We start from the raw sequence: 25,893 nt of genomic DNA, 5'->3' as shown, positions 1-25,893 counted from the left end.
ATGCCTGCCATGGAAGCAGTTCGGGGTGGTGCTGCGTCCCTGTGGGGTGATCAGGGCGAGCTTCGGTGGTCGATGGAACGACTCGCCGACGAAGCGCTCGACCGCGCCGGCGTCGAACTCGACCCACGTGGTTTCCTCATCGGCTTCCCCGTCGACGGCAGCGACGCCGTCCTCATCGAGCCCGAGCGCAACGCGTTCGACGTCGAACCGCTCGCCGGACTCCTCGGCCGCGCCGACGCGCTCTTCGAGGAGCAGCGCCGAACAACCTGCCCGGCCTCCTGCCCCGAGGCCCGTTCGGTGGCGGCCGGGGTGCCCCACGCCGCCGACGAGGAATGGCATCCCGAGCACTACCTCACCGCGCTGCGCGAGGGCTGCCACCGTCAGGTTCTCCTCGAAGCCCTCGACACCGCAGCGCGATTCGACGACCGCCGACTCTTCGTCGGGATGAGCGTCATCGTCGACGCCCACCGCGTCTTCCCCGTGCTCGCCGTGCTGAGCGAACCGTGGGCCGAACTGCCGAAGCTCTCGACAACCACGATCGACGGTTTCGACGCCGCAGCGTGCTTCCCCGAGGCCGTCATCGACGACGTGCTGCGCGCTGCCAGCCACGAACTCGACCGCAAACACCCGGTCTCCCTCATCGGCATCGACGCAGGTGCCGTGCTGCGTTCTGCCGCAGACACCTTCGTCAACGGGTGCGCGTCGCGCGCGGGGCAGGAGTTCGCCCTCGGCCTGCGTGATGCCCTCGACGCCGTGTCGGCACAGACCTACGAGGGGCGCGCCAGCCTCGGCACCCTCGTGCTCGCCCAACCCGGCCACGGGGCCGTTCGCTGCGATGTCGCGTTCGAGCACGAGGTGGCCGTGTCCGTGCCCCGCGCCTTCCGCAAGGCCCTCGAAATGACGGGCCCGGGCCTCGAGCTCCTGTGCGACGGGCGCAACGTGTACGGCCTCGGCACCCTCGTAGACTCCTACGACCCGGCCGACGAACGCTGCTTCACCGTCCGCGTCGTCGGCAACGGCTCGTGGGAGCTGTGGCACGCGACGACGCCGTTCCTTCGCGTCGACAACGGCCAGCCGACGCTCCCGCGCGACCTCGTCGACGCCGACACGTTCGTGCACACCGTGCGGCGCGTCTTCCCCGAGGCCACCGACCAGCACGCGAACATCCTGTGGGACATGGCCCAGGCCTGCATCCGTCAGCAGCACGGCACGATGCTCGTCGTCCATCCCGATGCTCGCGCCGAGGGCGAACGCCTTCTCCCGCAGGCGTACACGGTGGAGCCGACCCGCCTCGGGCCCAACGCCTTCCACGCGCTGACCAAGATCGACGGCGCCGTCCTCGTCAGCCCGGAGGGCCACTGCCACGCCGTCGGCGTCATCCTCGACGGCGCGGCCACGGGCACCGGCGACATCTCGCGCGGGGCCCGGTACAACTCGGCGATCCGCTACCTCGCAGGGCGTGGCAAGGGCTCGATGGTCATCATCGTGAGCGAGGACGGACGCATCGACATCCTGCCGCAGCTCGCGCGCCGCATGCGCCGTTCGACCGTCGAACGCGTCGTGCAGCAGCTCGTCACGGCAGCCCACGAGGGGCACGACTACGAGAAGGTGGCCCGCCTCGACGCCCGCGCCACCCAGCTCGAGTTCTACCTCGACGCCGAGCAGTGCGAGGCCGTCAACGACGCACGCGAGACCGTCGAGCAGCGACGGTGGGCCGAGGAGCGCGTGCGCATGCAGGTCGTTCCCATCGCGCCGCACCCTGCGATGGACGACTCCTACTTCGTCACCCCGGAGCAGTAGCCCGCGAGCCCGCGCCCACCGCGAGGAACCTTCCCATCGGCACCGCGATGGAGGGCGGACCGTTCGACGCCGTACGCTTTCACGCATGAACCTCGAAAAAGTCGTCTTCGGCTTCTTCGTGCTGCTGGCCGCCACGATGAACTTCGGTTACTTCATCGGCGACATGAGCGACCCGAAGCTGCACAACATCAACGAGCTGTATGTGGCGATCTTCGTCAACCTCATCGCGCTCGTGCTCAAGTTCGGTGACCGCACGCAAATCGGCGCTATCCACCTCGCCACGTCCCTCGTGGCTGTGCTCCAACTCGTCTCCGCGGCAGCGTTCTACGTTCTCGCCGGCGGATACGAGAACGACCCCGGCACCACCTCCAGCATCGTCTCGCTCTCCGGCGGCGCCCTGCTGGCGAACATCGTGAGCGTCGTGCTGCTCGTGTCCGAGACCATCTCCTACCGCCGACGCTGAATCCCTGCGCCCCATGAGCGCGATGCTCGCCTTCTTCGCCCGCCACAGCCACCGCCACCGCACCCGGCTGCGGCGGCCCGTGCGCATCCCCGACGAGGCACCGTCGACCGACGCGATCTTCATCGTCATCCGCCGGATGCGTTCGCCGCTCGTGTTCATCACGACGGTGTTCGCCATCTCCGTGCTGGGGCTGTCGATCATCCCGGGCAAGGACGCGAACGGAAACGCGACGCACCTGTCGCCGTTCGAGGCGTTCTACTTCATCTCCTACACCGCCTCGACGATCGGCTTCGGCGAGATCGTGCCCTTCACCACCGCCCAACGGATGTGGGTGACGGTCTGCATCTTCATGACGGTCGTCGGCTGGGCGTACGCCATCGGTACGCTCCTGTCGCTGCTTCAATCGGCGAGCTTCCAGGACGCCGTCGCGATGCAGCGCTTCCGCCGCAAGGTCAAGCGCATCCGCGAGCCGTTCCTCATCGTCTGCGGGTACGGCCAGGCCGGGCGTCAGGTCTGCCGCGAACTCGACGAGGCGGGGCGGCGCTTCGTCGTCATCGACCGCAGCGAGGACCGCATCCAGCGGATCGCCACGGACGAGTTGCAGAGCGACGTCCCTGCGCTCGAGGCCGACGCGAGCCTGCCCAGCGTGCTCGGCATGGCAGGGCTCGCCAATCTGCACTGCGAGGGCGTGCTGGCCCTCACCGACGACGACACCGACAACCTCGCCGTCGTCATGGCGACGACGTTGCTGCGCCCCGGCACGAGCGTCATCGCACGCTGCATGGACCGCGTCGTCGAGGAACGCATGGATGACTTCGCGCCGAACGCCGTCATCAACCCGAGCGACCGGTACGGCGCCTACCTCGTTCTCGCGCTGCAGCGCCCTGCCACGTACGCCCTCGTGAAGTGGCTCATGGACCCGCGCGACGACGAGATGCCCAAGCCGTTCCTGCCCCAACCCGGCGGCAGCTGGGTGGTGTGCGCCGACGGTGAGTTCTCCGAGGAGGTGACGAGCGATCTCGAACGGGCCGGCATGAACGTCACCGTCGCCGACCCCAAGGACGGCCACCCCGATGTCTCGCGGGCCAACGGATTCGTCGTCGGAACGGACAACGACACGACCAACCTCGCGCTCGCCGAGCACGCCAAGATCGCTCGCTCCGACCTCTTCGTCGCCGTCCGCCAGCAGTCGGACGCCCGCGCCTCGCTCGTGAGCGCGCTCGACATCGACTCCGTCTTCACGCCCACGGAACTCGTCGCCCAGGAGAGCCTCGCGCGCGTCGTCACGCCGCTGTTCTGGAGCTTCGTCGAGTACGCAGTCCAGCAGCCCAACGAGTTCGCCGAGGGGATCATCGCGCGCCTCACGGCGCACTGCGGCCATACCGGCAAGGAGCGGATGCTCGTCGACCTGTCGGCCCAGGGCTCACCCGCGCTGCACCGCTGGCTGCTCCACGACGAACTCACCGTCGGGCAGATCCTCAAGAGCCCCGACGGCCGCGACGAGCACCTCCCGCTCGTACCGCTCGTCCTCGTCCGCAACGGCGAGCACATCTTCGCTCCCGACGAGTCGACGACCGTGACGACCGACGACCACCTGCTCGTCGTCGGTCACCGCTCGGGGCTGCTCGCGCTGCACGAAACGCAGTACTCGGACGCTGCGGCGGAGTACATCGCGACCGGCGCCCACGTGCCGGAGACGTGGCTGTGGCGCAAGCTCAAGCGTCACCGCCCCGCGGCCTGACCGCCTTCCCACTCACGGCGCAGAAGCGAGTAGAGGCACGCGTCGACGAACTTGCCGTCGATGAGGCCGTCGTCGACGAAGTAGCCCTCCTGACGAAAACCGTTGCGTTCGAGCACGGTGCGCGACGCGACGTTGTCGGCGAACACATCGGCCTGAATGCGATGCACGTGCGGCTCGGCGAACAGGTGGGCGACGAGTGCTCCGACGAGTTCGGTGCCCAGGCCGCGCCCCGCCACGAGCGGTGACATCGCGTAGTGGATTCGCGCAACGAGGCTGTCGGTGGGTGCGTCGTTCTGCGTCCAGGCGCGTGCCACCTTGAAGCCGCAGTCGCCGACGACCGCCGCGTCATCGTCCTGAGCGAACGCCTCGACGACGAACTGGACCTCGCGTTCGACGTCGTTGGCCAAGGTGGTGCGGGCCATCCGGAGCCGCAGCCTGGCCTCGAGCTGGGCGGGCGTGAGCGCACCGTGGCTCAGGTAGGCGTAGACCTCCGGCTGGGCGCGAATCGCCGCGGCCGCCGCGACGTCGTCGCTCGTCATCGGGCGCAGACGCAGGCGCGACGTCTCGACGGGTGTGCTCGGCACGAAACTCGGCAGCGCGCTCATGGCGTCACTGTGCCACGAGCGGCCCAAGCGTTTCAGCCCTGAGCTACGCCACAGCGCTCCGCGTCCGCGGTGAGGACGCAGAACTCGTTGCCCTCCGGGTCGGCGAGCACTGCCCAGCCCTCGTCAGGCTGACGTAGATCGTCGACCATCGTGGCGCCGTGGGCGAGCAGACGCTCAACCTCCTCGTCACGCGTGGTGTCGACCGGGCGAACGCACACGTGCATGCGGTTCTTGACCTGCTTCGGTTCGGGCACCTTGAGAAACACGAGGTCTCGCCCCACGGGGCCGGCCAACCAGGCCTCCTCGTCGGTCCACTCGTCCTGCTCGTCGGCCTCGAAGTCGTCGACCACGTCGGCCCACCACAGGGCCAAGGCCCGCGGGTCGGCACAGTCAATGCAGAAGTTCGCTGTTCTCGTCGTCATGAGTCGAGACTGCCACGGCCCGGTGACAACCGCGGCGTTCCGCTGAGCCGCGTTCGACCGCGCGCCTCACCCGCGACGGCGCTGTCACCCGCGGCGGCTATGGTGAGCGCAGTATTTACCCCGTCAGAAAGGCATCCCATGTCTCTGTCCGAGAAGCTCCTCGCCCCCGCCGTGCGCCCCGCTGTGTCCGCCGACCTCGCCGCGACGATCGACACCGAGGTCTCGAACAAGCGCGGCCTCTCCGGTGCCGCCATCAAGACGGGTTACGCCGCTGCGAAGAAGAAGGCCGACGTGCCGAAGGTGCTCAACGAGAACCTCGAGCAGATCACCGCCATCTTCGACCCGTACTGGGAGAAGTTCGGCGGCCAGGGCGACTTCGGCGCCTACCTCGCCGGCCGCGGCGACGAGGTGACCGCCGACATCCTCAAGGTTGCCGACGCCCGCGCTCAGGCCACGAGCCGCGACCAGATCTCGAAGGTCTACGGCAGCATGCGCGGCAAGGCCGCCGACCTCATCAAGGAATCGCTGCCCGCCATCGGCGCCACACTGCAGAAGCACGCCGGCTGAATCGACCACTTCTGCCCCGAGCGTCCACCGTGACACGGTGGACGCTCGGGTGCGTTCGGGGTGACGGCGTGCCTCGCGGAATGCCGCCATGACGCGCTTTATGCTGCGGTGTGCACGTGAACTCCCCCGGCTCGTCCCTCTCTCTTCGCCGTCTCGAGGCCTCCGACGCCGTCGGTGCATTCACGTTCCTCGTCGGCGCTTTCGCCGTCAACCGAGCCGGCGTCGCCTGGCCCGACATCGCGCGTCTCGTCTTCGCCTACGGCCTCACCGTCCTCGGCCCCGGGCTCGTCATCACGCGGCGCTTCCCGACGCTCACACGGGTGGGACGGCTGAGTGTCGCCTTCACCGCCGGCCTTGCCGCGCAACTTCTCGGGTGGGCCGTCGGTGTCGCCACCGGACAGACCTGGCTGGTCCTCGTAACGCCCGCGCTGTTCGCGGGCCTGTGGGAACTCGCGTTCCGCCGCTTCGCCCCCGCACCTCGCACCCAGGAAACTGCCGAGGCGCCCCGCAGCCGCTGGTGGGCCGTCGGCGCACTCCTCGTCAGTAGCGCCGTCGCCCTGCATTCCCTGGCACTCACCCTGTGGCGCATCACGCCTCTCGACCACCACCTGCGCTGGTACCAGGACATGGAGTGGCACGTCGCGATCTCCGCACTCGCCATGCATCAGGTGCCGCCGACCGATCCCCAGTCAGCTGCCGAAGGACCCTTGTCCTACCACTGGTTCAGTAACGCCCACGGCGCCGCACTGAGCCTTGCGAGCGGGGTCGACATCGACGCTGTCTCCGTCGTCGCGTGGTTCCTGCCCGTGGGGTTGGCGACGCTCGGCCTCGCCTACGAGATGGGTCTTGCCCTTTCTCGTTCTGCCCTCGTCGCCGCCTTGGCTCCAGTGCTCATCGCCGTCCCACCCGTCGCGCTGTTCAGCGAGGTCATCGACACCGGCTCGACGTTCGCGCTCATCTGGGTCAGCCCTTCGCACCTTTTCAGCCTGCCCCTGTGCCTGTTTCTCACCTGGGTCGTCATCATCATCCTGCGAACGCCTCGCGTCCCGGTGCCGACGGCGGCGCTGGCTCTCCTGCTCGCTCTCATGGGCCCGGGTACGAAGGTGTCGATCCTGCCGACGCTCATGGGCGGTCTCGGCATCGTCACCGTGCACGCGCTGTGGCGCCGGCGCGGTGTCGTCCGGCCCATCGTGCTCGGCGCCGTCGGCGGAGCCATCGTGCTCGGGACAGCACCTCTCTTCGCCGGCGGCGGGGGCGGTTCGATCTTCCTGCTCGGTGCCACCGCCCGCCAGCTGCGGCCGTGGAGAGAACTTCAGAAGATGGGGCGCGAGCCGGGTTTCGACGTGCTCGCTCTGTTCGTCGTGGCGTTGCTCGCGACCTACGCAGTCATCCTCTTCGTGGCGGCGATCGACGACGTCGTGGCGCGCTCGATGTTCATCGGTATGTTCCTGGTAGCCGTGGCGGCCATGTTCGCGCTCGCTCACCCCTCCCTGTCGCAGGTCTACTTCATGCGCGGGCTGCAGCCCGTGTCGGCGGTCTTCATCGCCTGGGGGTTCGTCGCGTTGGTCAACGGGGCACGCAGACGCTCCGACACGCGGGCGGTGGCCCTGGCCGCTGGAATCATCGGCGGCGCCTCGTTCGGTGTGGCCCTCGTGTGGCAACGCACGTCCGTCTACGAGCACCTCGCGCCGCTTCGGATGTCGCGTATGGCCCCGATCGCCGGTGTTGTCCTCCTGCTCGCCCTCGTGAGCATCGTGTTGCTCGCGCGCCGCAAGCGGCACCCGCGGGCCGCACTCGCACTGGGGGCTTCCGTTCTCGGCTACAGCCTGGCTGCCCCCGTCCTTGCCACTGCGTACACGATGACCCCCGAATACGCCCCGGTGGTCAAGCCCGCCAATCCGCCGACCGCCACCTCTCCACTCACCGAGGACGAACTCGAGGCGGGTCGCGCCCTTGCGCAGGCGAACCCGGAGTCGTCACTCGTGGCGACCAACGTGCACTGTGCGGCCGTCGTGACCGTCGATCACTGCGATGCACGGGGTTTCTGGGTGTCGGCCATCACGCGTTCGCCGGTCGACATCGGGGCCTGGGCCTACAGTTCCAGCGCCCGGATCCGGAACGGTGTGGGCGGTTACCGCTACATGTACCAGCCGTACTACGACACGACGGCGTTCGCCCAGAACGAGCGAGCGTTCTCGGCTCCGGATCGTCAGGTGCTCGACGCTCTCGCCGCACGCGGGGTGCGCTACCTCTACGCCGACTCCCGCGCGTCGAGGGTCTCGCCGGAGTTGGCCGACCTCACGACCACGATCTTCAGTTCGCCCACGGTCTCCGTCTACGAACTGCGCCCGCCCTCGAAGGCCGCCAGTAGCGCGAGCTGAGCCACCGAAGGGCCCGAAGGGTCGGCCGAGGTGCCTGGCCACCCATTCGGTCTGCCTACCGACTGTCGCGCTACGGTCTCGATCACATCGCGCCTCGATAACGATTCAAACCGTTGGGTCTCTTTGGGCGCATGCGATCCCTACCTTCGAATCCGCAGCCTTCCCACTGCGATTCACGTGGCGACGGATCTCTTCCCCCGCCCCTGACGAGGAAGCCTCTCACCGTGCCGTCATTCTCCCGTTCCGTCGTGCTCGCCACCGCGAGCCTCGGTCTGCTCGTCCCCGCCGCAGCGCCCGCACAGGCCGCTGCCAACTACACCTTCCGTCACGGGCTGTACCAGCCGTCGCACTCGAGCACGCTGGCCGCCTGCGAGAAGGCCCGCACGTCAGCCATCTCCACGATCAAGAAATACAAGGGCACGAGCATCAAGGCCGGCGCCTGCCACCGCATCGACGCCGGTACGGGTGCCGGCCGTCAGACCGGCTACCTCTTCGACGTGAGCTACAACCGGGCGCGTGCCATCTGGAACGGGGACACCAAGCTGGGCGTCGCACCCGCACCGCTCATCGCCGGTGCGCACTCGTTCAAGGTGAACGGTTCCTACTCCACGAAGGCCGAAGCCGAAACCGTCGAGAAGGCGCGGGTCGCCTCGCTCCAGGCACGAACCTTCGGCGCGAAGGTGACGTGGCGTTCCGGCGTGAAGCTCAACGCAGTGACGAAGAAGTGGCAGTACGAGATCGACTACAACTCTCGCGTGCCGCTGTTCTCCGGCCACATCGAGATCTCGCAGAAGCCGAACGTGACCTCCCCCTCGCTCGGTGTCGTCAAGCCCATCCCGACCAACCCGACCACCGATGCCACCACCGGCGGCACCACCGTCGTCACGCCCCCGAGCGGCGATGTGACGCCGAGCGAGCCGACCAGCGTCGCAGGCATCGACATCAGCGGCCACACGGTCCTGTCCGACTGGGCCGGGTGGAAGGAAGCCGGGGTGGCCTTCCTCTACACCAAGGCCACCGAGGGCGACTACTACAAGAACCCCAAGTTCGCCTCGCAGTACACCGGCGCGTACGACAACGGCATCATCCGCGGCGCCTACCACTTCGCGAATCCCTCGTCCGCCACCGGAGCGCAGCAGGCCGACTTCTTCGTGTCGAACGGCGGTGGGTGGTCGAACGACGGCAAGACCCTGCCCGGGGCCCTCGACATGGAGTGGAACCCCTACGGCTCCATGTGTTTCGACATGACCCAGACGCAGATGCGCACGTGGATCAACGACTTCGTCACCCAGTACCGCACGCGTACCGGCGTGAACCCGATGATCTACACCGCCTCGATCTGGTGGAACCGCTGCGTCGGCACCGATGCGAGTGCCGCAGGTTCGAACGGGACGCTCCCGCAGACCGGAACGACGCAGCAGGCCGTCGTCGTCAAGGATTCCGTTCTCGCCCAGAACCCGTTGTGGCTCGCGCGCTACAGCAGTTCGGTCGGCCCGCTGCCGACCATGTGGTCGTCACAGAACCGCAAGCACGCGATCTGGCAGAACGCCGCGCTGGATGCGAAGGGCTACGACACGAACATCTTCAACGGCTCGCTGACGCAGCTGCGTGCCTACGCGACCACCGGCAAGCTCTGATCCCCGCGTGAGCGGCGCCCGGGCCTTCGCTCGGGCGCCGCTCGCCTGCGTCAGGACTCGAGGAACGAAGCCGGATCGTTCATGAAGTGACGCCACTGCCGCACGAGCCCGGCGTCGTCGTGATCGACCTCGCGGAAGCCCCGATCGTCGAGTTCGATGATGGTGGCGCCTGGCAGCGCCGCGAGGATCGGTGAATGGGTGGCGAGCAGGATCTGGTGCCTGCCCGTGCCCATGAGCGCGGTGAGGTGACGCAGGAGGCGCAGCTGGTTGTCGAACGACAAGGCTGACTCCGGCTCGTCGAGCACGTAGAGGCCGGGCCGCTTCGGCTTGAACCTTAGTTCCACGAGCGCGACGAACGACTCGCCGTGGCTGAGCTGGTGGAAGAGCGGCTCCTCGGGATCATTGCCCGGGTTGTCCTCGAGGTAACTGAAGAACGAGTGCATCGTCTCGGCGCGCAGGAAGTAGCCGCCCTTGCCCGCACCGGCGTTGCGCACGATGTGCAGCTGATCACCGAGACCGGCCTCGGTGTTGCGCGTGCGGTGCCTGCTGCCCGTCGAACCGCCCTCGGGCGCAGGGCCGTAGGCCATGGCGATGCCCTCGGCGAGCGTCGACTTGCCGCTGCCGTTCTCGCCGAGCAGCACCGTTGCGGGGCCGGGCGTGAACCCCTCGAGCAGGAACTGACGGACGGCGGGGATGCCCTCCCACCAGTGGTAGCCGGGTTCGAGCGGCGCTTCGGACTCGTCCTCTTCGGGCTCCTCCAGCGACAACCACTGACGTTGGGAGTCGGTGAGGCCGTCGTCGGGTTCGGCGGCCTGCTCGGCCGCTGCCGGCTCGGGCGTCCCGGCGGTCTCGGGTGAGTCGACGGCTTCTTCGCCGGGCCACTCGACGACCTCATCGTCCTCGAGCGAGTGCGCGATGAGCCGCTCGCGGACCTCCGGCCAGGCCTCGATGGTGCGCACGGGAAGGCGCGAGCGCACCCACTCCTCGTCACTCATGAGACCCCTCCTTGAGGCGACCGCGCTCAGAAACCGGGGCGCAGTTCTTGGCCGGTCACCGTGCATCGCGCGGCGAGGGCGTCGAGGGCCCGCTCGATGGTCGGCTCGACGACGGCGTCGTCGATGACGCTGCCGCGCACGAACCCTGCGTCACTGATGCCCCGCAGCGCGTCGAGCAGCGGCCGCCAGAAACCGTCGACGTCGAGGAAGCCGACGGGCTTCGAGTGGTAACCGATGGTGCCCCAGGTCCACACCTCGAAGATCTCCTCGAGCGTGCCGAGGCCGCCGGGCAGGGCGAGGAAGGCGTCGGCCCGCTCGGCCATGCCTGCCTTGCGGGTGTGCATCGTGTCGACCTCGTGGAACTCGGTGAGGTCGACGCGGCCCCACTCGCGCTCGACCATGAGCGTCGGGATGAACCCGACGACCTCGCCGCCGGCATCGAGGGCGCCCTGGCTCAAAGCACCCATGAGCCCGCCGCCACCGGCGCCGTAGACGAGCACGAGATCGCGCTCGGCGATGACACGCCCCGCCTCGTAGGCGGCGTCCATGAGGCCGGGATTCTTGCCCGGCGTGGAGCCGCAGAAGACGGCGACGCTGCGAAGCGGTGATTGGGATGACGTCGACATGCGGCACACCCTAACGGGCCGGTCCGACACGACCCGATGCTGCGTCGTCGCCCTACCCTTGCGATGAGGCCGACAACCACGACTCCAGTGCCGCGGCATGCCACGGCACCCCGGCCGACCCAACCTTCGTCGAGACGGTGACATCCTTGCCCAGTTCCAGCCCTCCCGAGCGCACAGCGCGCAGTTCAGCGACGGCGAGCGCTGACGACCTCTTCTCCTTCGCTCTGCGGATCGGGGAGTCACTCCTGCGCAATGGCGCGTCCTCGGAGGTCGTCACACGGGCCCTCCTCGCACTGGCGCGCACCAACGGTTACCCCGACTGCACGGTCAACGTGACGATGGGGCAGATCACGCTGGGCTACGTACCGTCCGAGACACTGCAACCGGTGACCCTCGTCAAGAACGTGGGATCCGTCGAACTCGACATCCCCACGTTGACGGCCATCGAGGACCTCGTGGGGGAGACGGTGACGGGGCGCGTCCGTGTTCTGGAAGCGTTCGAGAAGCTCAACTTCATCATCGACCACGGTCGCTCTCCTCTGACCCTCCGGTTGATGGGGGCCTTCCTCATGGCGATGGGGTTCGCGTGGTTGCTCGGGGCGGATCTCGCCGCTGCACTCGTGGCCGCCGCGACGGCGGTGCTCACCGAGTTCCTCTCGACCGGTGCGAGCCGCATCATGCTCCCCCCGTTCTACGCGCGTGTGCTGAGCAGCGTCCTCGCCGTCGGTGCAGCCAGCCTCGCGCTCGCCTTGACACCGCTCACGCAGCCCGGTGTCGTCATCACGGCGTCCATCGTCACGCAACTTGTCGGCAGCGCTTCCGTGAGCGCCGTGCAGGATCTCCTCACCGGCTGGCTCCTGACCGCATGTGGCCGACTCATCGAAGCCGCCCTGCTCACCACGGGACTCGTCGTCGGGACGATGGGTGGCCTCACCCTCGCCGAGAAGGCGGGACAATCGCTCGAACTGACCGCCGTGCAGCCGGCGTTGGATCTCTCCCAGACGTCGGTCGCTGCCGTCCTCATCGCCGCCGGTTACGCCGTGTACTGCCAGGCGGGGCCGCGCAGCATCGTTCTGTTCTCCCTCCTCGGCGCCCTCGGGCACCTCGTCTACACCGTGTCCGATCGCTCGGGTGTCTCGGGCATGAGTTCTACGGCGGCCGCCGCTACTGTGCTCGGCATCCTCACGGTCCTCCTCGCTCGCCCCATGAACTGGCCTGCCTCGGGGGCCCTCGACATCGCCGTCATCCCCCTCGTGCCGGGAATGGCCTTCTACCAGGCTCTGGCCGGGTTCGTGAACCACGATGCCAGTGCGGCGGCCCATCTCTTCGAGGGCCTTGCCACGTCCATCGCCATCGGCGCCGGCGCCGTGCTGGGGCAGTTCGTCTCGAGTCGTGTGCTGTGGCAGGCGCGCAGAGCGCAGGTCAACCACCTCGCGAAGCGTGACGGCACGTCGATCGCCGAGGCCGAGTTCGAGGCGCAGGGCCTGACGACTCCCGACTTCCGACGCCCCTTCCACCGTCAGGCCTGATCGGGCACCATCTTCTCGAGGGTGTTGAGGTTGCGCGTGGTCGTCGTCGCCTTGTACTCGCGCTTCGCCAGCAGCTTGGCCACGGGCGTCGACGTCGTCGAACCCTTGAGGCAGCGCCAGTAGAGGTCGTCGCCGAAGACCGCGACGTGCTCGTCGTGGGGCGAGGCGTCGATGGCGGCCTGGGCGGCCTCGAACGCGGCGCCTCCCCCGAGCACGACGTAGCGGTGGTGGGCCTCGTCGGGCGTGAACGGCCAGCTCTCGACGAGCTCGCGCAGCGACTCGGCGTCACGCACGAGCACGTACGCCTCGTAGTCGAACGCGTCCCCGATGGCCTGCTCGGCCACCTGCTTGAGCTCCTCGGCACTGCCGTCGAAGTCGAGGCGGACGTTGCCCGTGGCGAGCCACGTCGTCACGTCGCGGCACCCCGCGTCGGCGAGCACCTTCCGCAACTCGGGCATCGGCACGCGAATGCCGCCGACGTTGATGCCGCGCAGGAACATGACGTAGGTGCTCATGGGTCGAGTCTGCCCCGTCGCAGCGGACGGTGGGGGCGCCGTGCCGCCGCCAGTCGTCAGTCGTCAGTCGTCAGACGGAATCGGAGGTCTCGGCGATGCCCTCCTCGGCGGCCTCGACGATCTCGCGGTCGCTACCGCCGCTGAACCCGTGACGCACGAACGACGCCACGAGGACGACGGTGGCCACGGCGAGGCTGAACCACAGGTTCTGGCTCTGCTCCGAGTCGAACGCCATCATGACGAGCACGAGGACGATGAACGCGATCGTCGCGTACGTGAGGCCCGGAAAGAGCCACATGCGAACCCGGACGGCCACGCCGGCGGCATCCATCGCACGGCGCGAGCGCAGCTGCGTGAACGAGATGCACAGGTACACGAAGAGCGCCGCGCAGCCGGCCGTCGACAAGAGGTAGCCGAAGATCTTGTCCGGCAGGACGTAGTTGAGTCCGACGCAGACGAAGCCGACGACGACGCTCGCGAGGATCGCCGCGACAGGAACGCCTCGGCTGTTCGTCCGTCCGAACGCGCCGGGAGCGTCACCGCGTTGGCCGAGGCTGAACGCCATGCGGCTCGCAGTGTAGAGCGCTGAGTTGAGGCAGCTCGCGACGGCGGTGAGGATCGCGAGGTCGAGGACCGTCGTCAGTTGCCCGAGGCCGATCGTCTCGAGGGTGAACTGGTACGAACCGACCTCCGCGAGCTGCGGGCTGCGCCAGTTGACGAGAGCCACGACGACGAAGATCGAGCCCAGGTAGAAGATCGAGATGCGCCAGATAACGCTGTTGACCGCGCGGCGAATGCCGCTGACGGGGTTCTTCGACTCGGCCGCGGCGATCGTCACGATCTCCGTGCCGAGGTAGGTGGTGGTCGTCGTGAGCATGGCGGCGAAGATGCCGCCGAGGCCGTCGCCGAAGAAGCCGTTGGCCGTGAGGCCGGAAAGGCCCGAGACGTCACTCGTCGGCAGCAGGCCGAGGATCGCGAGGAGGCCGACGGCGATGAACGCGATGATGACGACAACCTTGACGAGGGCGAACCAGAACTCGAACTCGCCGTAGTTGCCGACGCTCACGAGGTTGGTGGCCGTGAGGATCGCCGTGATGAGGAAGGCGAAGACCCACTGTGGCCAGTCGATCCAGTTCGTCAGGATCGTCGCCCCGGCCGTTGCCTCGACGGGGATGATGAGCGCCCAGGCCCACCAGTAGAGCCATCCGATGGAGAAGCCCGCCCACTTGCCGAGCGCGCGGTCGGCGTAGACGCTGAACGACCCGGTGTCGGGGTTGACCGTGGCCATCTCGCCCAGCATCCGCATGACGAGGACGACGACGAGACCTGCAGCCGCGTAGCTGATGATGGCGGCGGGCCCGGCCAGTTTGATCGCGTTCGCCGACCCGACGAACAGGCCCGCGCCGATGACGCCGGCGATGGAGATCATCGTGACGTGACGCGGCTTGAGGCCGGATTCGAGGTGGTCGGCGCCCGGCTCGGTGCTCGTCGCGGGCCCCTCCGGGGGCGACGCGCACGTGCGCACCGGCTCGTCGTGGCGGGTGTCGTTCTGCTGCTCTGGACTCGGTGACGAACTGCGTTCGTCACCGCCTTCGTGAGTCGACATGGCGTCCACCTTCCTCCTCAGCGGCGGTGAACACCACTCGAACGCCACGATCGGCTCACGTCGTGACGGCGTGCGGCGTCAGCTCGGGCAGGGGGCGCCCTCGCAGCACGGGCGGATCCAGCCGCAGCCGTCGCAGCGTTCGTGGGAGGTTTCCCAGCGCATCATCCTTCCGCAGTTGGGGCAGGGTTCGGTGAGGTCGGCCATGCGTCACACCATGCCACGCACCGGTGACAACCCGTGAGCCTCAGGCGAGTTCGTCGATCCACGCACCGTCGCGCAGGTTGGTGACGGCGTCGTACACGCCCACCGCGCCCGCGTCCTTCAGCTCTGCGGCGGAGAAACCGCCGGTGCGGACGGCGACGCAGAGCATGCCCGGCTGCGGCACGCGACCGGCCGATTCGGCGTCCCAGGTGGCGTCACCGACGAGCACACCGCGTCGGCCACCGGCCTCCTCGAGTGCCGCGACGAGGATGTCCGGCTCCGGTTTGCTGTTGTCCGCGTCGTCGGAGGAGGTGACGGCGTCGACGTCGTCCCGCGTGAGCCCGAGCTTCTCGAGCGCGGCGTCCGTGAACTCACTCTTACCCGAGCTCGCGAGCGCCACCTTGTAGCCCTTCTCCTGCACGGCCCGCACGGCGTCGGCCGCGCCGTCGAAGGCCCGCACGTCTGGCAGCATCTGGCGGTACTCGCCCTCCCACGCGGTGCGCAGTTCGTCGCCGAGGCGCTCCTCGACGTCGTCGCCGACGACGCTCGGCACGAGCTGGTCGCCGCCCATGCCCACGGCGCGGTGGATGCGCCACATCGGCGGGTGGAGGTCGTGCTGCGCGAAGGCGCGCGACCACGCGACGGCGTGGTGGTAGGTGGAATCGATCAGCGTGCCGTCGACGTCGAACAGGACGGTGTCGATGGCCTCCGCGGCCTCATCGTGCGTACTCATGCGATCAGCCAACCGCCCTTCGGGTCGCCCGGCAAGGCAGGACGCCCGAAGGGGTGACGGCGTCAGTCGCGCAGAGCCGCGAGGGCCGCGGCGCCGCCGGAGACGAGCGAGAAGAAGATGACGAACACGAGGCCCCAGCCCACCGACGCGACGTCACTGACATTGCCGTAGTCGATGAGCCCGACGATGAAGGAGATCGTAGCGGCGACCACGATGCCCCACAGGAACTTCGCCGGAACCTTGCCGAGCAAGTGCGCGACACCGAGGCCGATGATGGCGAGCGACAGCAGCAGGACGATGACGCCGTCGCCGTTCATGCCCGAGACCGAGCTGCCCCACACGCTGGCCCACGGGCCGAGGCAGCCGATGATGACGAAGAACTGCGCCGCGAGGGAGGCGAGCAGGCCGACGCGCCCGATGCGCAGCGACCCGTCCGTGTTCTTCACCTGCAGGGCTGCGGCAGCACCCTGGCCACCGGCACCGAACGGGCTGTTCGCGTTGTTCGCGTCACCGCCCTGCCAGGCGTTGTTCTGGCCGTACTGTCCGTTGTGGCCGGGCTGACCGTTCTGGTGGCCCTGCCCGCTCTGACCCGGGAAGCCGTACTGGTTCTGGCCGTACTGCCCGCCCTGCGGGGACGAGTTGTACTGGTTCTGGTTTCCCTGCGGGCTCGACGAGCCGTACCCCGCACCGCCCTGGGGCGCTGAGTCGTACTGGTTCTGGCCGTACTGACCGCCGCCCTGCGGGGCGGAGTCGTGCTGGTTCTGATGGGTCGAGAAGCCCTGGCCGATCGACGAGTTCGCACCCTGGGGGTTCTGGCCGTACTGCGCGTTCTCGGTCTGGTTGGGCTGACCGTACTGGCCAGCCTGCGGCGTCGAACCGTAGGAGTTCTGACCGTACTGACCACTCGACGGCGGGGCGGAGTCGTACCGGTTCTGGTTGCTCTGCGGGCTCGACGAGCCGTAGCCCGCATCGCCTTGGGGCTCCGAGCCGTACTGGGGCGAGCCGTACTGGTTCTGTCCGTTCGAGAAGCCCTGACCGATCGACGAGTTGTTCTGCCCGTACTGCTGGCCCTGAGCGTTGGCGCCGTAGGGAGACTGGCCGTACTGTCCACCCTGCTGCTGCCCGTTCTGCCCACCCGCCGCGGGAGCCGAACCGTACTGAGCCTGGTCACCGGCATTCTGGGTGCCCGACTCGTTGGGAGCGGTGAAGGCCCGCGTGCGGTCCTCCGAGGAGTCGTTCTGTCCCGTCGCGCCGGTGTTCTGGGCGCCTGACTCGTTGGGGGCGGTGAACGCGCGGGTGCGCTCTTCGGACGAGTCGTGCGGGGCCTCGGCGTTGTTGCTCCCCTGAGCCGGCGAGGCACCCCACTGACGCGTCGCGTCGTCCTCCTGCCCGGGCGTGCCCTGCTCGTGCTTGGTCCAGTCGTTGTCGCTCATGACGCTCCCCCGTCGGTGGTGCTCGGTCGGTCCGATGCCGCGAGAATATCCGCCCCGCCCCCGCTACGGAGCGGTTCGGCCCACACGCGCCGTAGCGGGCCACAACTCGCCCCCGACCTACGATGGCAGCATGATCGACCCGAGCCGCCACGCCGTCCTGTGGCTGCTCATCGCGTTCGTCTTCACGACGGCGGCCACCCGCACGACGACGCGCTACATCCGCCACAAGGCCGACCGCGCCGAGGCCTACCTCAAGGAGAACGCCGAACCCGGGCTCATCCGCAACATCGTCGTCGCCGGCATCCACGTGCACCACCAGGTGTGGGGCATCCTCATGGTGCTCTTCAGCGGTCTGCTGCTCATCACCTACATGCCCGAGCGGGGGCTCGCGCTCAACGTCCTCGCGGCCCTGTTCGGCATGGGCGCGGCGCTCACGCTCGACGAGTTCGCCATGTGGCTCCACCTCGACGACGTGTACTGGCAGGAGGAGGGACGTCAGTCGGTGACGGCGCTCATCGTCGCGGTGACGATCACCGCGGCGCTCGTCATCGGTGCCAACCCGCTCGACGTCGTGCCCACCGGCGACGACCTGCCCGGTGCACTGCTGTCGGCGCTCGGCATCGTCAACCTCGGCTTCGTCGTCGTGACGATTCTCAAGGGCAAGCTGCCCACCGGCCTCGTCGGCGTCTTCGTGCCGCTCGTCGGGATCATCGGCGCCGTGCGCGTGGCGAAGCCGGGGTCGTGGTGGGCGCAGCGGCGCTACAAGAAGGACGGATGGCTCGCGCGACGGGCCGAGCGTCGGTTCGACGCGACGTACGACGCGCGCTGGAACGCCATCCGCGACATCATCGGCGGCCGCCCCTACCCACGCGAGCAGATGCGCGAGGCGGTGCGGGAGCAGATGAAGGCGGCGCGCGTGCGTCGTCAGGAGCTGCCGCTCGAGCGCGCCCAAGCGCGGGTGGCACGCCAGGCCCGACGACGCGAGCGCCTAGGCGACATGCCTGGTGCCGCACAGCGCACCGGCTCCACCCGAGCAGGCGACGAGCGTCCGCCCGAGGAACCGTGAGGAACAGCCGCCCCTCGGTAGCGTGTCGCTCATGGCCATCTCCCTGGACAACGTCGGCATTGCCGTCGGCGACCTCGACGCCGCCGTCGCCTTCTTCACCGACCTCGGCCTGAACGTCGTCGGGCGTGGCGAGGTCAGCGGCGAATGGGCCGACACCGCAGTCGGCCTCGACGGCAACCACGCCAAGATCGCCCTGCTCGAGGTGCCGGACGGCTCGGGGCGCATCGAACTGTTCGAGTACCTCCACCCCGACGCGATCGCGACCGAGCCGACGCTGCCGCACGAGAACGGGATGCACCGTGTGGCGTTCCGCGTCGACGACCTCGACGAAGCGCTCGCCGTCGCCGCGCGGCACGGCTGCCACCCGTTGCGTGGCGTCGCGAACTACCAGGACGTCTTCGCGCTCACCTACGTGCGCGGGCCGAGCGGCATCCTCGTCATGTTGGCCGAGGACCTGACGAAGCGCTGAATTTCCGGGGTCCGATACCCGTGTACGCGCTCGCCTCGCGCGTAGCGTCGGTGCCATGAGCGAGACGATCTTCACCTACGGCAGCCCGCACCTGAAGTACGGCACCGGAGCTGTCACCGAACTCGGCCACGACGCGACGACGCTGGGCGCCCGCACCGCCGCCGTCGTGAGCGACCCCGGCGTGGCCGCCGCGGGCATCGTCACCCCGGTCGTGGAGGCGCTGGAAACGTCGGGGTTGCGGGTCGACGTCTTCACCGACTCGCACGTCGAACCGACGGACGCCTCCCTCGAGGAAGCCACCGCGTGGGCGCGCCAGCACGGCCCGTGGGACGTCATCGTCGCGGTCGGGGGCGGGTCGAGCATCGACACCGCCAAGGCCATCAACCTCATGACGACGAACGACGGCGAGCTGATGGACTACGTCAACGCGCCCGTCGGAGGGGGCGCGAACCCGACGAAGCCGCTCGTGCCCCTCATCGCCGTCCCGACGACGACGGGCACGGGCAGCGAGTCCACGACGATCTGCGTCCTCGACGTGCTCGAGCAGAACGTCAAGACCGGCATCAGTCACCCCGCGTTGCGCCCGCGCATGGCCGTCATCGACCCGGACCTCACGATGAGCCAGCCGGCAGGCGTGACGGCGGCGTCGGGCATGGATATCCTGTGTCACGCCCTCGAGAGCTACACGGCGAAGCCGTACACCGAGTTCGCCCGCAAGGAAGCGTCCGAGCGGGTGCCGTACTGCGGCGCCAACCCGATCAGCGACATGTGGTCGCGCGAGGCCGTACGCCTGCTCGCCGGCTCGTTCCGCACCGCCGTCGAGAACGGCCACGACGCCGAGGCGCGCGGGGCCGTGGCGCTCGCGGCGACGTTCGCGGGCATGGGTTTCGGCAACGCGGGCGTGCACCTGCCGCACGCTAACGCCTATCCGATCGCCGGCATGGTGCGCGACTTCCGACCCGACGGGTACGACGCCAATCACGCGATGGTGCCGCACGGGATGGCGGTTGCGCTGACGGCGCCGGCGGCGTTCGCGCTGCTCTACCCCGCGAACCCGGAGCGTCACCACGAGATGGCGGCGCTGCTCGAGCCCGACACGTCGGTGAGCGACCTCGGCCGCGACGCGCTGCCGGATGCCCTGCGTCGGCTCATGCGCGACATCGACTTCCCCAACGGCCTCGCGGCCGTCGGTTACTCGGAGAACGACGTGGCCAAGCTCGCCGAGGGCACGATGAAGCAGCAGCGCCTGCTCGCCACCGCGCCGGTCGAGATCACGGAGGCCGACGTCGAGCGCGTTCTGCGGGAGTCGATGACGCTCTGGTGAGTCAGCTCTAGCCCTGACGCTCGTTGGGCAGGGTTTCCTGCGGTTGGGCAGTGTCTGCCGCTACCCAACCGCAGGGAACTCTGCCCAGCCGCAGGCGGACAGCATCAACGCAGGTGGACGGCCACCATCGGCGCGAGGACACGCACGACGTCCTGCTTCGACAGCGCAACCAGCGGGCCGACCCTCAGGAGGTACCGGCCCATGACCAGCCCCGCGATGCACATGGCGACACCGCTCGCCCGGGAGAGGGCGTCCGGCCCACCGATGCGGGCGGCGACGTGATCCAGCACCTCGCGCTCTATGAACTCCGCGACGTTCGTGCGCACGGAATCGTCGGCCATGGCCTCGCGTAGCATGGCCACGAACGGCTCGCTCAGATGTGCGTCGTCCCAGACCGTCACGACGGTGCCGACGAAGCGCCGCGACACCATGATCGGCGTCTCGCCAGGACGATGACCGAGCGCTTCACCGAGGACCTTCGACGGGGTGAGCGTCAACGACATCACTTCACCGAACAGACCCTGCTTCGACCCGAAGTGATAATTGACCAGCGTGTGCGAGACACCTGCCCGTTCAGCGATCATGCGCGACGACGCCTGTGCGTACCCAACCTCGAGAAACACTTCGGTTGCAGCATCGATCAAGCGTTGACGCACGTCGCTGGGGCCCTTCGGACGCCCCCGGGAAGAATTGACCACGCTCGCATTCTGCCCGATGGGCGAAGCACACTCGTTTCATGACAGAGCACACGTCAGAACGGGCCGCCCGGGACGGCCACGCGGCCGTCATGGCACGCAACCTGAGCGTCGATCGAGGAGGCACCACCGTTCTCAAGGGTCTCGACTTCGAGATCCCGAGGGGACGGATCGTCGGCCTTCTGGGTCCGTCCGGCTGCGGCAAGTCGACGCTCATGCGGGCTGTCGTCGGCGTGCAGGCCAACGTCAGTGGTGAGCTCGAGGTCCTTGGCGAGAGTGCCGGCACCTCGAGCCTGCGCCACCGGATCGGCTACGTGACGCAGGCCGCCAGCGTCTACCCGGATCTCACCGCCACGGAGAACCTGCGCTTCTTCGCCGCGGTGGTCGGGGTGGACCAGGAGGCGATCGAGCACGCCCTGCGCGCCGTCGACCTCCACGAACGGGGCGATCAGCTCGTGCGCGACATGAGCGGCGGCCAGCGCTCACGGGTCAGCCTTGCGGTGGCCTTGCTCTCGACGCCCGATCTCCTCGTGCTCGACGAGCCGACGGTCGGCCTCGACCCTGTGCTGCGCGTCGATCTGTGGCGCTTGTTCCGCAACCTCGCGAAGGACGGGGTCACGCTGCTCGTCTCCAGCCATGTCATGGACGAGGCGGAACACTGCGACTCGCTTCTGCTCATGCGTGACGGGGAACTCGTCGCCGCCACGACGCCCGAGCGTCTCAAGCGCGAGACAGGCTGTGACACTGTCGAATCCGCCTTTCTGGAGGTCGTGCGATGACACCCCGGATCACCCTCGCGGTCACGACTCGAGTCCTCACCCAGCTGCGTCGTGATCACCGCACGCTCGCGCTTCTTCTCGTCATGCCGTGCGTTCTCATGGCCCTGCTCGCGTGGATCTTTGCGGACGCTCCAGGGGGCGTCTTCGACCGCATCGCACCCGGGTTGCTGGCGCTGTTCCCCTTCACCGTCATGTTCCTCGTGACGTCCGTGACCACTCTGCGTGAGCGCACGAGCGGCACGCTCGAACGGCTCCTCGCGATGCCGACGGGGCGACTCGACTTCATCCTGGGATACGCCCTGGCCTTCGGCCTCATCGCCTGCGTCCAGGCAGCCCTCGCCGTGGCTCTCAGTGTCGGTGCGCTCGGGCTCGACGTCGCGGGCAGTGTGTGGGTGCTCGGGGTCATCGCCGTGCTCGACGCCGTCCTGGGCACAGCCCTCGGGCTCTTCGTCAGTGCGTTCGCCCGCACGGAGTTCCAGGCCGTTCAGTTCCTGCCGGCCCTCGTCATCCCCCAGATGCTGCTTTGCGGGTTACTCGTGGCGCGCGATCAGCTGCCACGGGTGCTCGAACTCGTCTCCGACGTCCTGCCACTCTCGTATGCCGTCGACGCGATGACCGCCGTCTCCCGAGGAGAGGCGATATCCGACATCGTGAGCGACCTCGCCGTCGTGTCGGTCTTCGTTGTCGGCTTCGTCGGGCTGGGGGCCCTGACGCTGCGTCGCCGCACTGCATGAGGGCCGCTGGGCAGACTTCCCTGCGGTTGGGCAGTGTCTGCCGCTACCCAACCGCAGGGAAGTCTGCCCAACCTGACGCTGCCCCCGTCAGCGTCCCGCGTACCCGGGCTGCTACTTCTTCACCCACAGGAACCACGCGAGGAAACTGACGAACGGGAAGAGGAGGGTTGCGAGCAGCGCCAACGCCTTGATTCCCCACGTGTAGCTCGAGCGCAGGATCGACACGATCGTGACGACCCAGAGGGCCACCACGGCAACGGCGAAGTCGACGAACGAGCCCGTCGCGACGGTTTGCGCCCCCTCGGACTGGGCCGGCGCGGATACGAGTGTCATGAGTGCGTTCGAATTCATGCCTCCAGACTCCTCGGCGGCGCTCCACCGATCGACAGCCAACAGAATGATTCGGCGTCCTCCTCGAGGACTACGCAACAGGCCCTTGGGCGGGGTTTCCGGCCGTTGGGCCGAGGGGGACGCTGCCCAACGGTAGGGAAGTCTGCCCAGCGGGGGCGCCGTCAGCGCACGAAGCGAGCGACGCCCGAGGGGTCCAACTGCATCGCAATCATCGGCGCAAGGGTGCGGACGACGTCGCGAGTGCTCATCGAGGCGAGCGGTTCCACGCCCAACACATACCGACCGAACACGAGACCCGACACGACGGCGCCTGCTCCGGCGGCCCGACGTCGGGCGTCCGGCCCCTTGATCTCGCCACTGATGCGCCGCACGATCTCGGTGCCGACGAACTCGGCCGTCGTGGTGCGCATCGCGTCGTTCATCGCGGCCTGCCGGACGACCTCGAGCATCTGCCCCCGTGACCCCTGTTCCTCCCAGACGGTGAGCAACCCGACGAGCAGGCGTTCGGCCATCCGCATCGGATCGCGGCTCGCACCCGGAGCGAAGATCTCGTCGAAGACGGCCTGCGGGCTGTACGCGATAGCAAGCACCTCGGCGAACAAACCTTGCTTCGAGCCGAAGTAATAATTCACCATGGCGTGGTCAACGCCAGCTTCTCGCGCAACGGAACGCATCGACGTGTTGGCATAGCCATCCGCCTCGAACCGCACTCTTGCAGCGTCGATCAGCCTCTGGCGCGCGTCACTGCCTCCGCGGGGCCGACCGCGGGAAGAATTCACCACGTTCGCATTGTGCACCAGGCATCCCCACACTGGACAAGAACACGGCGAGGCGCGACCTCAGCTGCCTCCCCCACTGCTTGGAACGAGAAGAATTCATGCGCGACGACATCACCCCCGACGAGACGCCCCGACGCGGCAAGCACCTCGCCTCCAACCGCGGCGACCACGCGAGCACGAACGCCACCGACACCGCACCGACCTCGGCAGGCGGAGCCCCGCGCCACATGGCCGTCAACGCAACCCCCGCGGCGAATGTCGCGAGCACCGACGGCGAGCCCACCGATGCCCGCGTGGACACCCGCGAGCGCGGCGTCGATCAGGACCGCACCGCGGTGACGGACCGCGACGAGACCGTCGGCCGCACCACCACGCACGACGAGCCCCTGAGCCGCACCGCTGCCCGCGAGGAGCGCGACGGCCACAGCACTCGCACCTCCGAGCGTGACGGCGACGACCACATCACCGACGACGAGACGGACGACAAGGCCACGAAGCGCAAGGGCCCGCCGCTGCTCGCACTCATCCTGGGCCTCAGCGTCGTCGTGAGCCTCATGCTGCTCGCGTTCGCGACGCCGGCTGTGAAGTCGGGCGCCAAGGACATGCCGATCGCCGTGAGCGGTCCGCAGCAGGCCGTCAGCACGGTCCAGGCGCAGCTCGAGAAGCGCTCGCCGGGCACGTTCGACGTCACGACGTTCTCCTCGGCCGACGAAGCCGCGGACGCCATCAAGGAGCGCGACGTCGTCGGTGGCATCGCCCTCGGCAAGGACGGCGCGACGATCCAGACGGCGAGCGCCGCGGGCGCGCCCTACTCCAACGTCCTCAAGGGCGTCGGCGCGGGCCTGGAGAAGCAGGGCCAGAAGGTCACGTACACGGACGTCGTGCCGCTGCCGAAGCACGACCCGACCGGCGCCGCCATGACGGCCGCCGCTCTCCCGCTCATCTTCGGCGGCATGGCCACCTCGGCCGCGATGTTCTTCACCCTGCGCGGCTCGACGGGTCGACGCTTCATCGGCATCATCGGCGTCGCTGCGGTGGCCGGCCTCGCGGCCTCCGCCATCCTGCACTTCTGGCTCGACGTCATGGAGGGCTCGTTCTGGCTGCTTGCCGCATCGGTGGGCATGGGCATCGCAGCAATCGCGTTTACCGTCATCGGCCTCGCGAAGAACCTCGGTCAGGCAGGCTTCGGCCTCGGCGCGCTCATCATGTTCTTCCTGTCGAACCCGATCTCCGGCATCGCCACCGGCCCGTCCTGGCTGCCCTCGCCGTGGGGCGCAATCGGCCAGCTCATGCCGGTCGGCGCCGCAGGAACGGCGCTGCGTTCGTCGGCGTACTTCGACGGTCACGGCGCGAAGCACGCCTGGATCGTCCTCGCCTGCTGGGCCCTGGGCGGCGCGCTGCTGATGGCGCTCGGCAAGGCGCGCAAGACGACCCACTGATCGATCGGGCTGTCGGCCCAGCACGCCCCCTCCCGTCGGGCAGCGCCGCTCGGCGCCCGTGACGGGAGGGGGCGTGTGTGTCTCCCCGGAACAGCACGGGCCCCCGTGGTGGGCTCCCGCCGGGACCTGTGCGGAATCGAACATGCCCCCACGACGTTGCACCCGGCGTGAAGATCGACATCTGGAGCGACATCGTCTGCCCGTTCTGCTACATCGGCAAGCGCCACCTCGAGCTCGCGCTCGACGGGTTCGAGCACGCCGACGACGTGGAGATCATCTGGCATTCCTACGAGCTCGACCCGACGATCGAGGCCGTGCCCGACACGACGCTCGTCGAGAAGATCGCGGCGAAGTACGGCATGACGCTGGAGCAGTCCGAGCGCAGCCAGGAGGACATCGCCGCCCGCGCGGCCGAGGTCGGCCTCGCGTTCAACTGGCGCGAAGCCAAGTTCGGCAACACGTTCGACGCTCACCGTCTCGTCCACCTGGCCGCCCAGCACGGGCGCGCCACCGAAGCGCACGAGCGCCTCATGCGCGCCTACTTCACCGAGGGTGTCGCCGTCGGTGACACGACCGAGCTGCAGCGCCTCGGCGAAGAGCTCGAACTGCCCTCCGACCAGGTGCGGGCGCTGCTCGCCGGCACCGACTTCGCCGACGACGTGCGCGGTGACGAGGAGCAGGCCCGCGCGCTCGGCATCACCGGCGTGCCGTTCTTCGTGCTCGGCGAGAAGTACGCCATCTCGGGTGCACAGCCCGTCGAGCTGTTCGAGCAGGCTCTCGCACAGACGTGGAACGAGCTCCACGGCGATACCGCGGCCTCGACGAGCGATGATGCCGTCACGGCTCAGGCTGCCCACGACCACGGCCCGTCCTGCGAGGGCGATCACTGCTCCGTCTGATCGGGACGGCCCGAAGGGTCGGTGGGCATGCAAATAACCGCGTGCCCACCGGCCCTTTTGTCGTTCTACAGCCTGTTCACCCGGCGCGCGCGATGAACGAACGG

At 68.6% G+C, this 25,893-nt stretch carries 26 protein-coding genes; 15 read left to right on the top strand and 11 right to left on the bottom strand.

The genetic code is table 11. The features are described 5' to 3' along the window. The first annotated feature begins 9 nt into the window (after nt 1-9). From AA983_RS05065 to AA983_RS05055, 3 genes are all read left to right on the top strand, one after another. Nucleotides 10-1,800, top strand: a complete 1,791-nt coding sequence (locus AA983_RS05065) for a DNA integrity scanning protein DisA nucleotide-binding domain protein (RefSeq protein ID WP_047310958.1) — start codon at nt 10-12, stop codon at nt 1,798-1,800. Nucleotides 1,801-1,885: 85 nt separating this feature from the next. After that, nucleotides 1,886-2,263, top strand: a complete 378-nt coding sequence (locus tag AA983_RS05060) for a DUF6394 family protein (RefSeq protein WP_047310957.1) — start codon at nt 1,886-1,888, stop codon at nt 2,261-2,263. Between the two features lie 13 nt (nt 2,264-2,276). Next, the gene (locus tag AA983_RS05055; protein ID WP_052946872.1) at nt 2,277-4,004 is read left to right on the top strand and encodes an NAD-binding protein; all 1,728 of its coding nucleotides are present in this window, start codon (nt 2,277-2,279) and stop codon (nt 4,002-4,004) included. Here the strand turns inward: AA983_RS05055 and AA983_RS05050 are convergent. Beyond that, a complete protein-coding gene (locus tag AA983_RS05050; protein WP_047310956.1) occupies nt 3,986-4,609 on the bottom strand; it encodes a GNAT family N-acetyltransferase in 624 nt (207 codons plus the stop codon). The genes AA983_RS05055 and AA983_RS05050 overlap by 19 nt on opposite strands. Nucleotides 4,610-4,641: 32 nt before the next feature. Continuing rightward, the gene (locus AA983_RS05045) at nt 4,642-5,031 is read right to left on the bottom strand and encodes a VOC family protein (protein ID WP_047310955.1); all 390 of its coding nucleotides are present in this window, start codon (nt 5,029-5,031) and stop codon (nt 4,642-4,644) included. Between the two features lie 138 nt (nt 5,032-5,169). On the opposite strand from AA983_RS05045, the gene AA983_RS05040 reads away from it, so the two are divergent. The 3 genes from AA983_RS05040 (at nt 5,170) to AA983_RS14685 (ending at nt 9,616) form a co-directional block, all read left to right on the top strand. Next, nucleotides 5,170-5,598: a DUF6918 family protein gene (locus AA983_RS05040; protein ID WP_047310954.1), complete on the top strand. Its 429-nt coding sequence runs from the start codon at nt 5,170-5,172 to the stop codon at nt 5,596-5,598. A 116-nt stretch (nt 5,599-5,714) separates the two neighbouring features. After that, nucleotides 5,715-7,979 carry a hypothetical protein gene (locus AA983_RS05035; RefSeq protein WP_156170177.1) on the top strand — a complete coding sequence of 755 codons (2,265 nt, stop codon included), beginning with the start codon at nt 5,715-5,717 and terminating at the stop codon, nt 7,977-7,979. 224 nt (nt 7,980-8,203) lie between these two features. Further along, a complete protein-coding gene (locus AA983_RS14685; RefSeq protein WP_052946871.1) occupies nt 8,204-9,616 on the top strand; it encodes a GH25 family lysozyme in 1,413 nt (470 codons plus the stop codon). 50 nt (nt 9,617-9,666) lie between these two features. Here the strand turns inward: AA983_RS14685 and AA983_RS05025 are convergent, their stop codons facing one another. Both AA983_RS05025 and AA983_RS05020 read right to left on the bottom strand, forming a co-directional pair. After that, nucleotides 9,667-10,611, bottom strand: a complete 945-nt coding sequence (locus AA983_RS05025) for an AAA family ATPase (RefSeq protein WP_231579525.1) — start codon at nt 10,609-10,611, stop codon at nt 9,667-9,669. Nucleotides 10,612-10,637: 26 nt separating this feature from the next. Continuing rightward, a complete protein-coding gene (locus tag AA983_RS05020; RefSeq protein ID WP_047310952.1) occupies nt 10,638-11,237 on the bottom strand; it encodes a TIGR00730 family Rossman fold protein in 600 nt (199 codons plus the stop codon). 146 nt (nt 11,238-11,383) lie between these two features. Here AA983_RS05020 and AA983_RS05015 point away from each other — a divergent pair, with 146 nt between their 5' ends. Then, complete coding sequence (locus AA983_RS05015; RefSeq protein WP_047310951.1) at nt 11,384-12,766, top strand: threonine/serine exporter ThrE family protein; 1,383 nt, start codon at nt 11,384-11,386, stop codon at nt 12,764-12,766. On the opposite strand, the gene AA983_RS05010 is transcribed toward AA983_RS05015, so the two are convergent. Together AA983_RS05010 and AA983_RS05005 are read right to left on the bottom strand one after the other, a co-directional pair. After that, the gene (locus tag AA983_RS05010) at nt 12,757-13,281 is read right to left on the bottom strand and encodes a DUF1697 domain-containing protein (protein ID WP_047310950.1); all 525 of its coding nucleotides are present in this window, start codon (nt 13,279-13,281) and stop codon (nt 12,757-12,759) included. The genes AA983_RS05015 and AA983_RS05010 overlap by 10 nt on opposite strands. 70 nt (nt 13,282-13,351) lie before the next feature. After that, nucleotides 13,352-14,887, bottom strand: coding sequence for an amino acid permease (locus tag AA983_RS05005; protein WP_052946919.1), 1,536 nt, complete (start codon nt 14,885-14,887; stop codon nt 13,352-13,354). On the opposite strand from AA983_RS05005, the gene AA983_RS05000 reads away from it, so the two are divergent. Beyond that, nucleotides 14,886-15,128: a hypothetical protein gene (locus AA983_RS05000; protein WP_047310949.1), complete on the top strand. Its 243-nt coding sequence runs from the start codon at nt 14,886-14,888 to the stop codon at nt 15,126-15,128. The two genes, AA983_RS05005 and AA983_RS05000, sit on opposite strands and share 2 nt — an antisense overlap. A gap of 3 nt (nt 15,129-15,131) precedes the next feature. Here AA983_RS05000 and AA983_RS04995 read toward each other — a convergent pair whose 3' ends face one another. Together AA983_RS04995 and AA983_RS14680 are read right to left on the bottom strand one after the other, a co-directional pair. Next, nucleotides 15,132-15,821 (bottom strand): HAD family hydrolase, encoded by a 690-nt coding sequence (locus AA983_RS04995; RefSeq protein ID WP_047310948.1) that lies wholly within the window; start codon nt 15,819-15,821, stop codon nt 15,132-15,134. A gap of 62 nt (nt 15,822-15,883) precedes the next feature. After that, entirely contained in the window at nt 15,884-17,254 is a 1,371-nt protein-coding gene (locus AA983_RS14680; protein WP_052946870.1) for a hypothetical protein, read from the bottom strand. A 130-nt stretch (nt 17,255-17,384) separates the two neighbouring features. On the opposite strand from AA983_RS14680, the gene AA983_RS04985 reads away from it, so the two are divergent. From AA983_RS04985 to AA983_RS04975, 3 genes are read left to right on the top strand one after another with little or no spacing between them, the layout of a single operon-like run. Further along, nucleotides 17,385-18,320, top strand: a complete 936-nt coding sequence (locus AA983_RS04985; protein WP_052946869.1) for a hypothetical protein — start codon at nt 17,385-17,387, stop codon at nt 18,318-18,320. 31 nt (nt 18,321-18,351) lie between these two features. Continuing rightward, nucleotides 18,352-18,789 (top strand): VOC family protein, encoded by a 438-nt coding sequence (locus tag AA983_RS04980; RefSeq protein WP_047311267.1) that lies wholly within the window; start codon nt 18,352-18,354, stop codon nt 18,787-18,789. A gap of 55 nt (nt 18,790-18,844) precedes the next feature. Continuing rightward, nucleotides 18,845-20,113, top strand: coding sequence for a hydroxyacid-oxoacid transhydrogenase (locus AA983_RS04975; protein ID WP_047310947.1), 1,269 nt, complete (start codon nt 18,845-18,847; stop codon nt 20,111-20,113). 104 nt (nt 20,114-20,217) lie between these two features. Here the strand turns inward: AA983_RS04975 and AA983_RS04970 are convergent, their stop codons facing one another. Beyond that, nucleotides 20,218-20,769: a TetR/AcrR family transcriptional regulator gene (locus AA983_RS04970; RefSeq protein WP_255352615.1), complete on the bottom strand. Its 552-nt coding sequence runs from the start codon at nt 20,767-20,769 to the stop codon at nt 20,218-20,220. Nucleotides 20,770-20,849: 80 nt separating this feature from the next. Here AA983_RS04970 and AA983_RS04965 point away from each other — a divergent pair, with 80 nt between their 5' ends. After that, on the top strand, nt 20,850-21,587 hold the full coding sequence (locus AA983_RS04965) for an ABC transporter ATP-binding protein (protein ID WP_047310945.1): 738 nt from the start codon (nt 20,850-20,852) through the stop codon (nt 21,585-21,587). Beyond that, the gene (locus AA983_RS04960) at nt 21,584-22,321 is read left to right on the top strand and encodes an ABC transporter permease (protein WP_047310944.1); all 738 of its coding nucleotides are present in this window, start codon (nt 21,584-21,586) and stop codon (nt 22,319-22,321) included. The genes AA983_RS04965 and AA983_RS04960 overlap by 4 nt, the downstream gene beginning before the upstream one ends. A 111-nt stretch (nt 22,322-22,432) precedes the next feature. On the opposite strand, the gene AA983_RS04955 is transcribed toward AA983_RS04960, so the two are convergent. Together AA983_RS04955 and AA983_RS04950 are read right to left on the bottom strand one after the other, a co-directional pair. After that, nucleotides 22,433-22,672 (bottom strand): hypothetical protein, encoded by a 240-nt coding sequence (locus tag AA983_RS04955; protein ID WP_047310943.1) that lies wholly within the window; start codon nt 22,670-22,672, stop codon nt 22,433-22,435. Nucleotides 22,673-22,833: 161 nt separating this feature from the next. After that, nucleotides 22,834-23,451, bottom strand: coding sequence for a TetR/AcrR family transcriptional regulator (locus AA983_RS04950; protein ID WP_047311266.1), 618 nt, complete (start codon nt 23,449-23,451; stop codon nt 22,834-22,836). 98 nt (nt 23,452-23,549) lie between these two features. Here AA983_RS04950 and AA983_RS04945 point away from each other — a divergent pair, with 98 nt between their 5' ends. Further along, a complete protein-coding gene (locus AA983_RS04945; RefSeq protein ID WP_197078942.1) occupies nt 23,550-24,890 on the top strand; it encodes an ABC transporter permease in 1,341 nt (446 codons plus the stop codon). 167 nt (nt 24,891-25,057) lie between these two features. Next, nucleotides 25,058-25,789: a DsbA family oxidoreductase gene (locus AA983_RS04940; protein WP_047310942.1), complete on the top strand. Its 732-nt coding sequence runs from the start codon at nt 25,058-25,060 to the stop codon at nt 25,787-25,789. Nucleotides 25,790-25,893: the final 104 nt, after the last annotated feature.

The sequence above is a fragment of the Dermacoccus sp. PE3 genome (genome assembly GCF_001021715.1).
Lineage (GTDB): Bacteria > Actinomycetota > Actinomycetes > Actinomycetales > Dermatophilaceae > Dermacoccus > Dermacoccus abyssi.
This window is presented reverse-complemented; position numbering and strand designations above follow the sequence as displayed.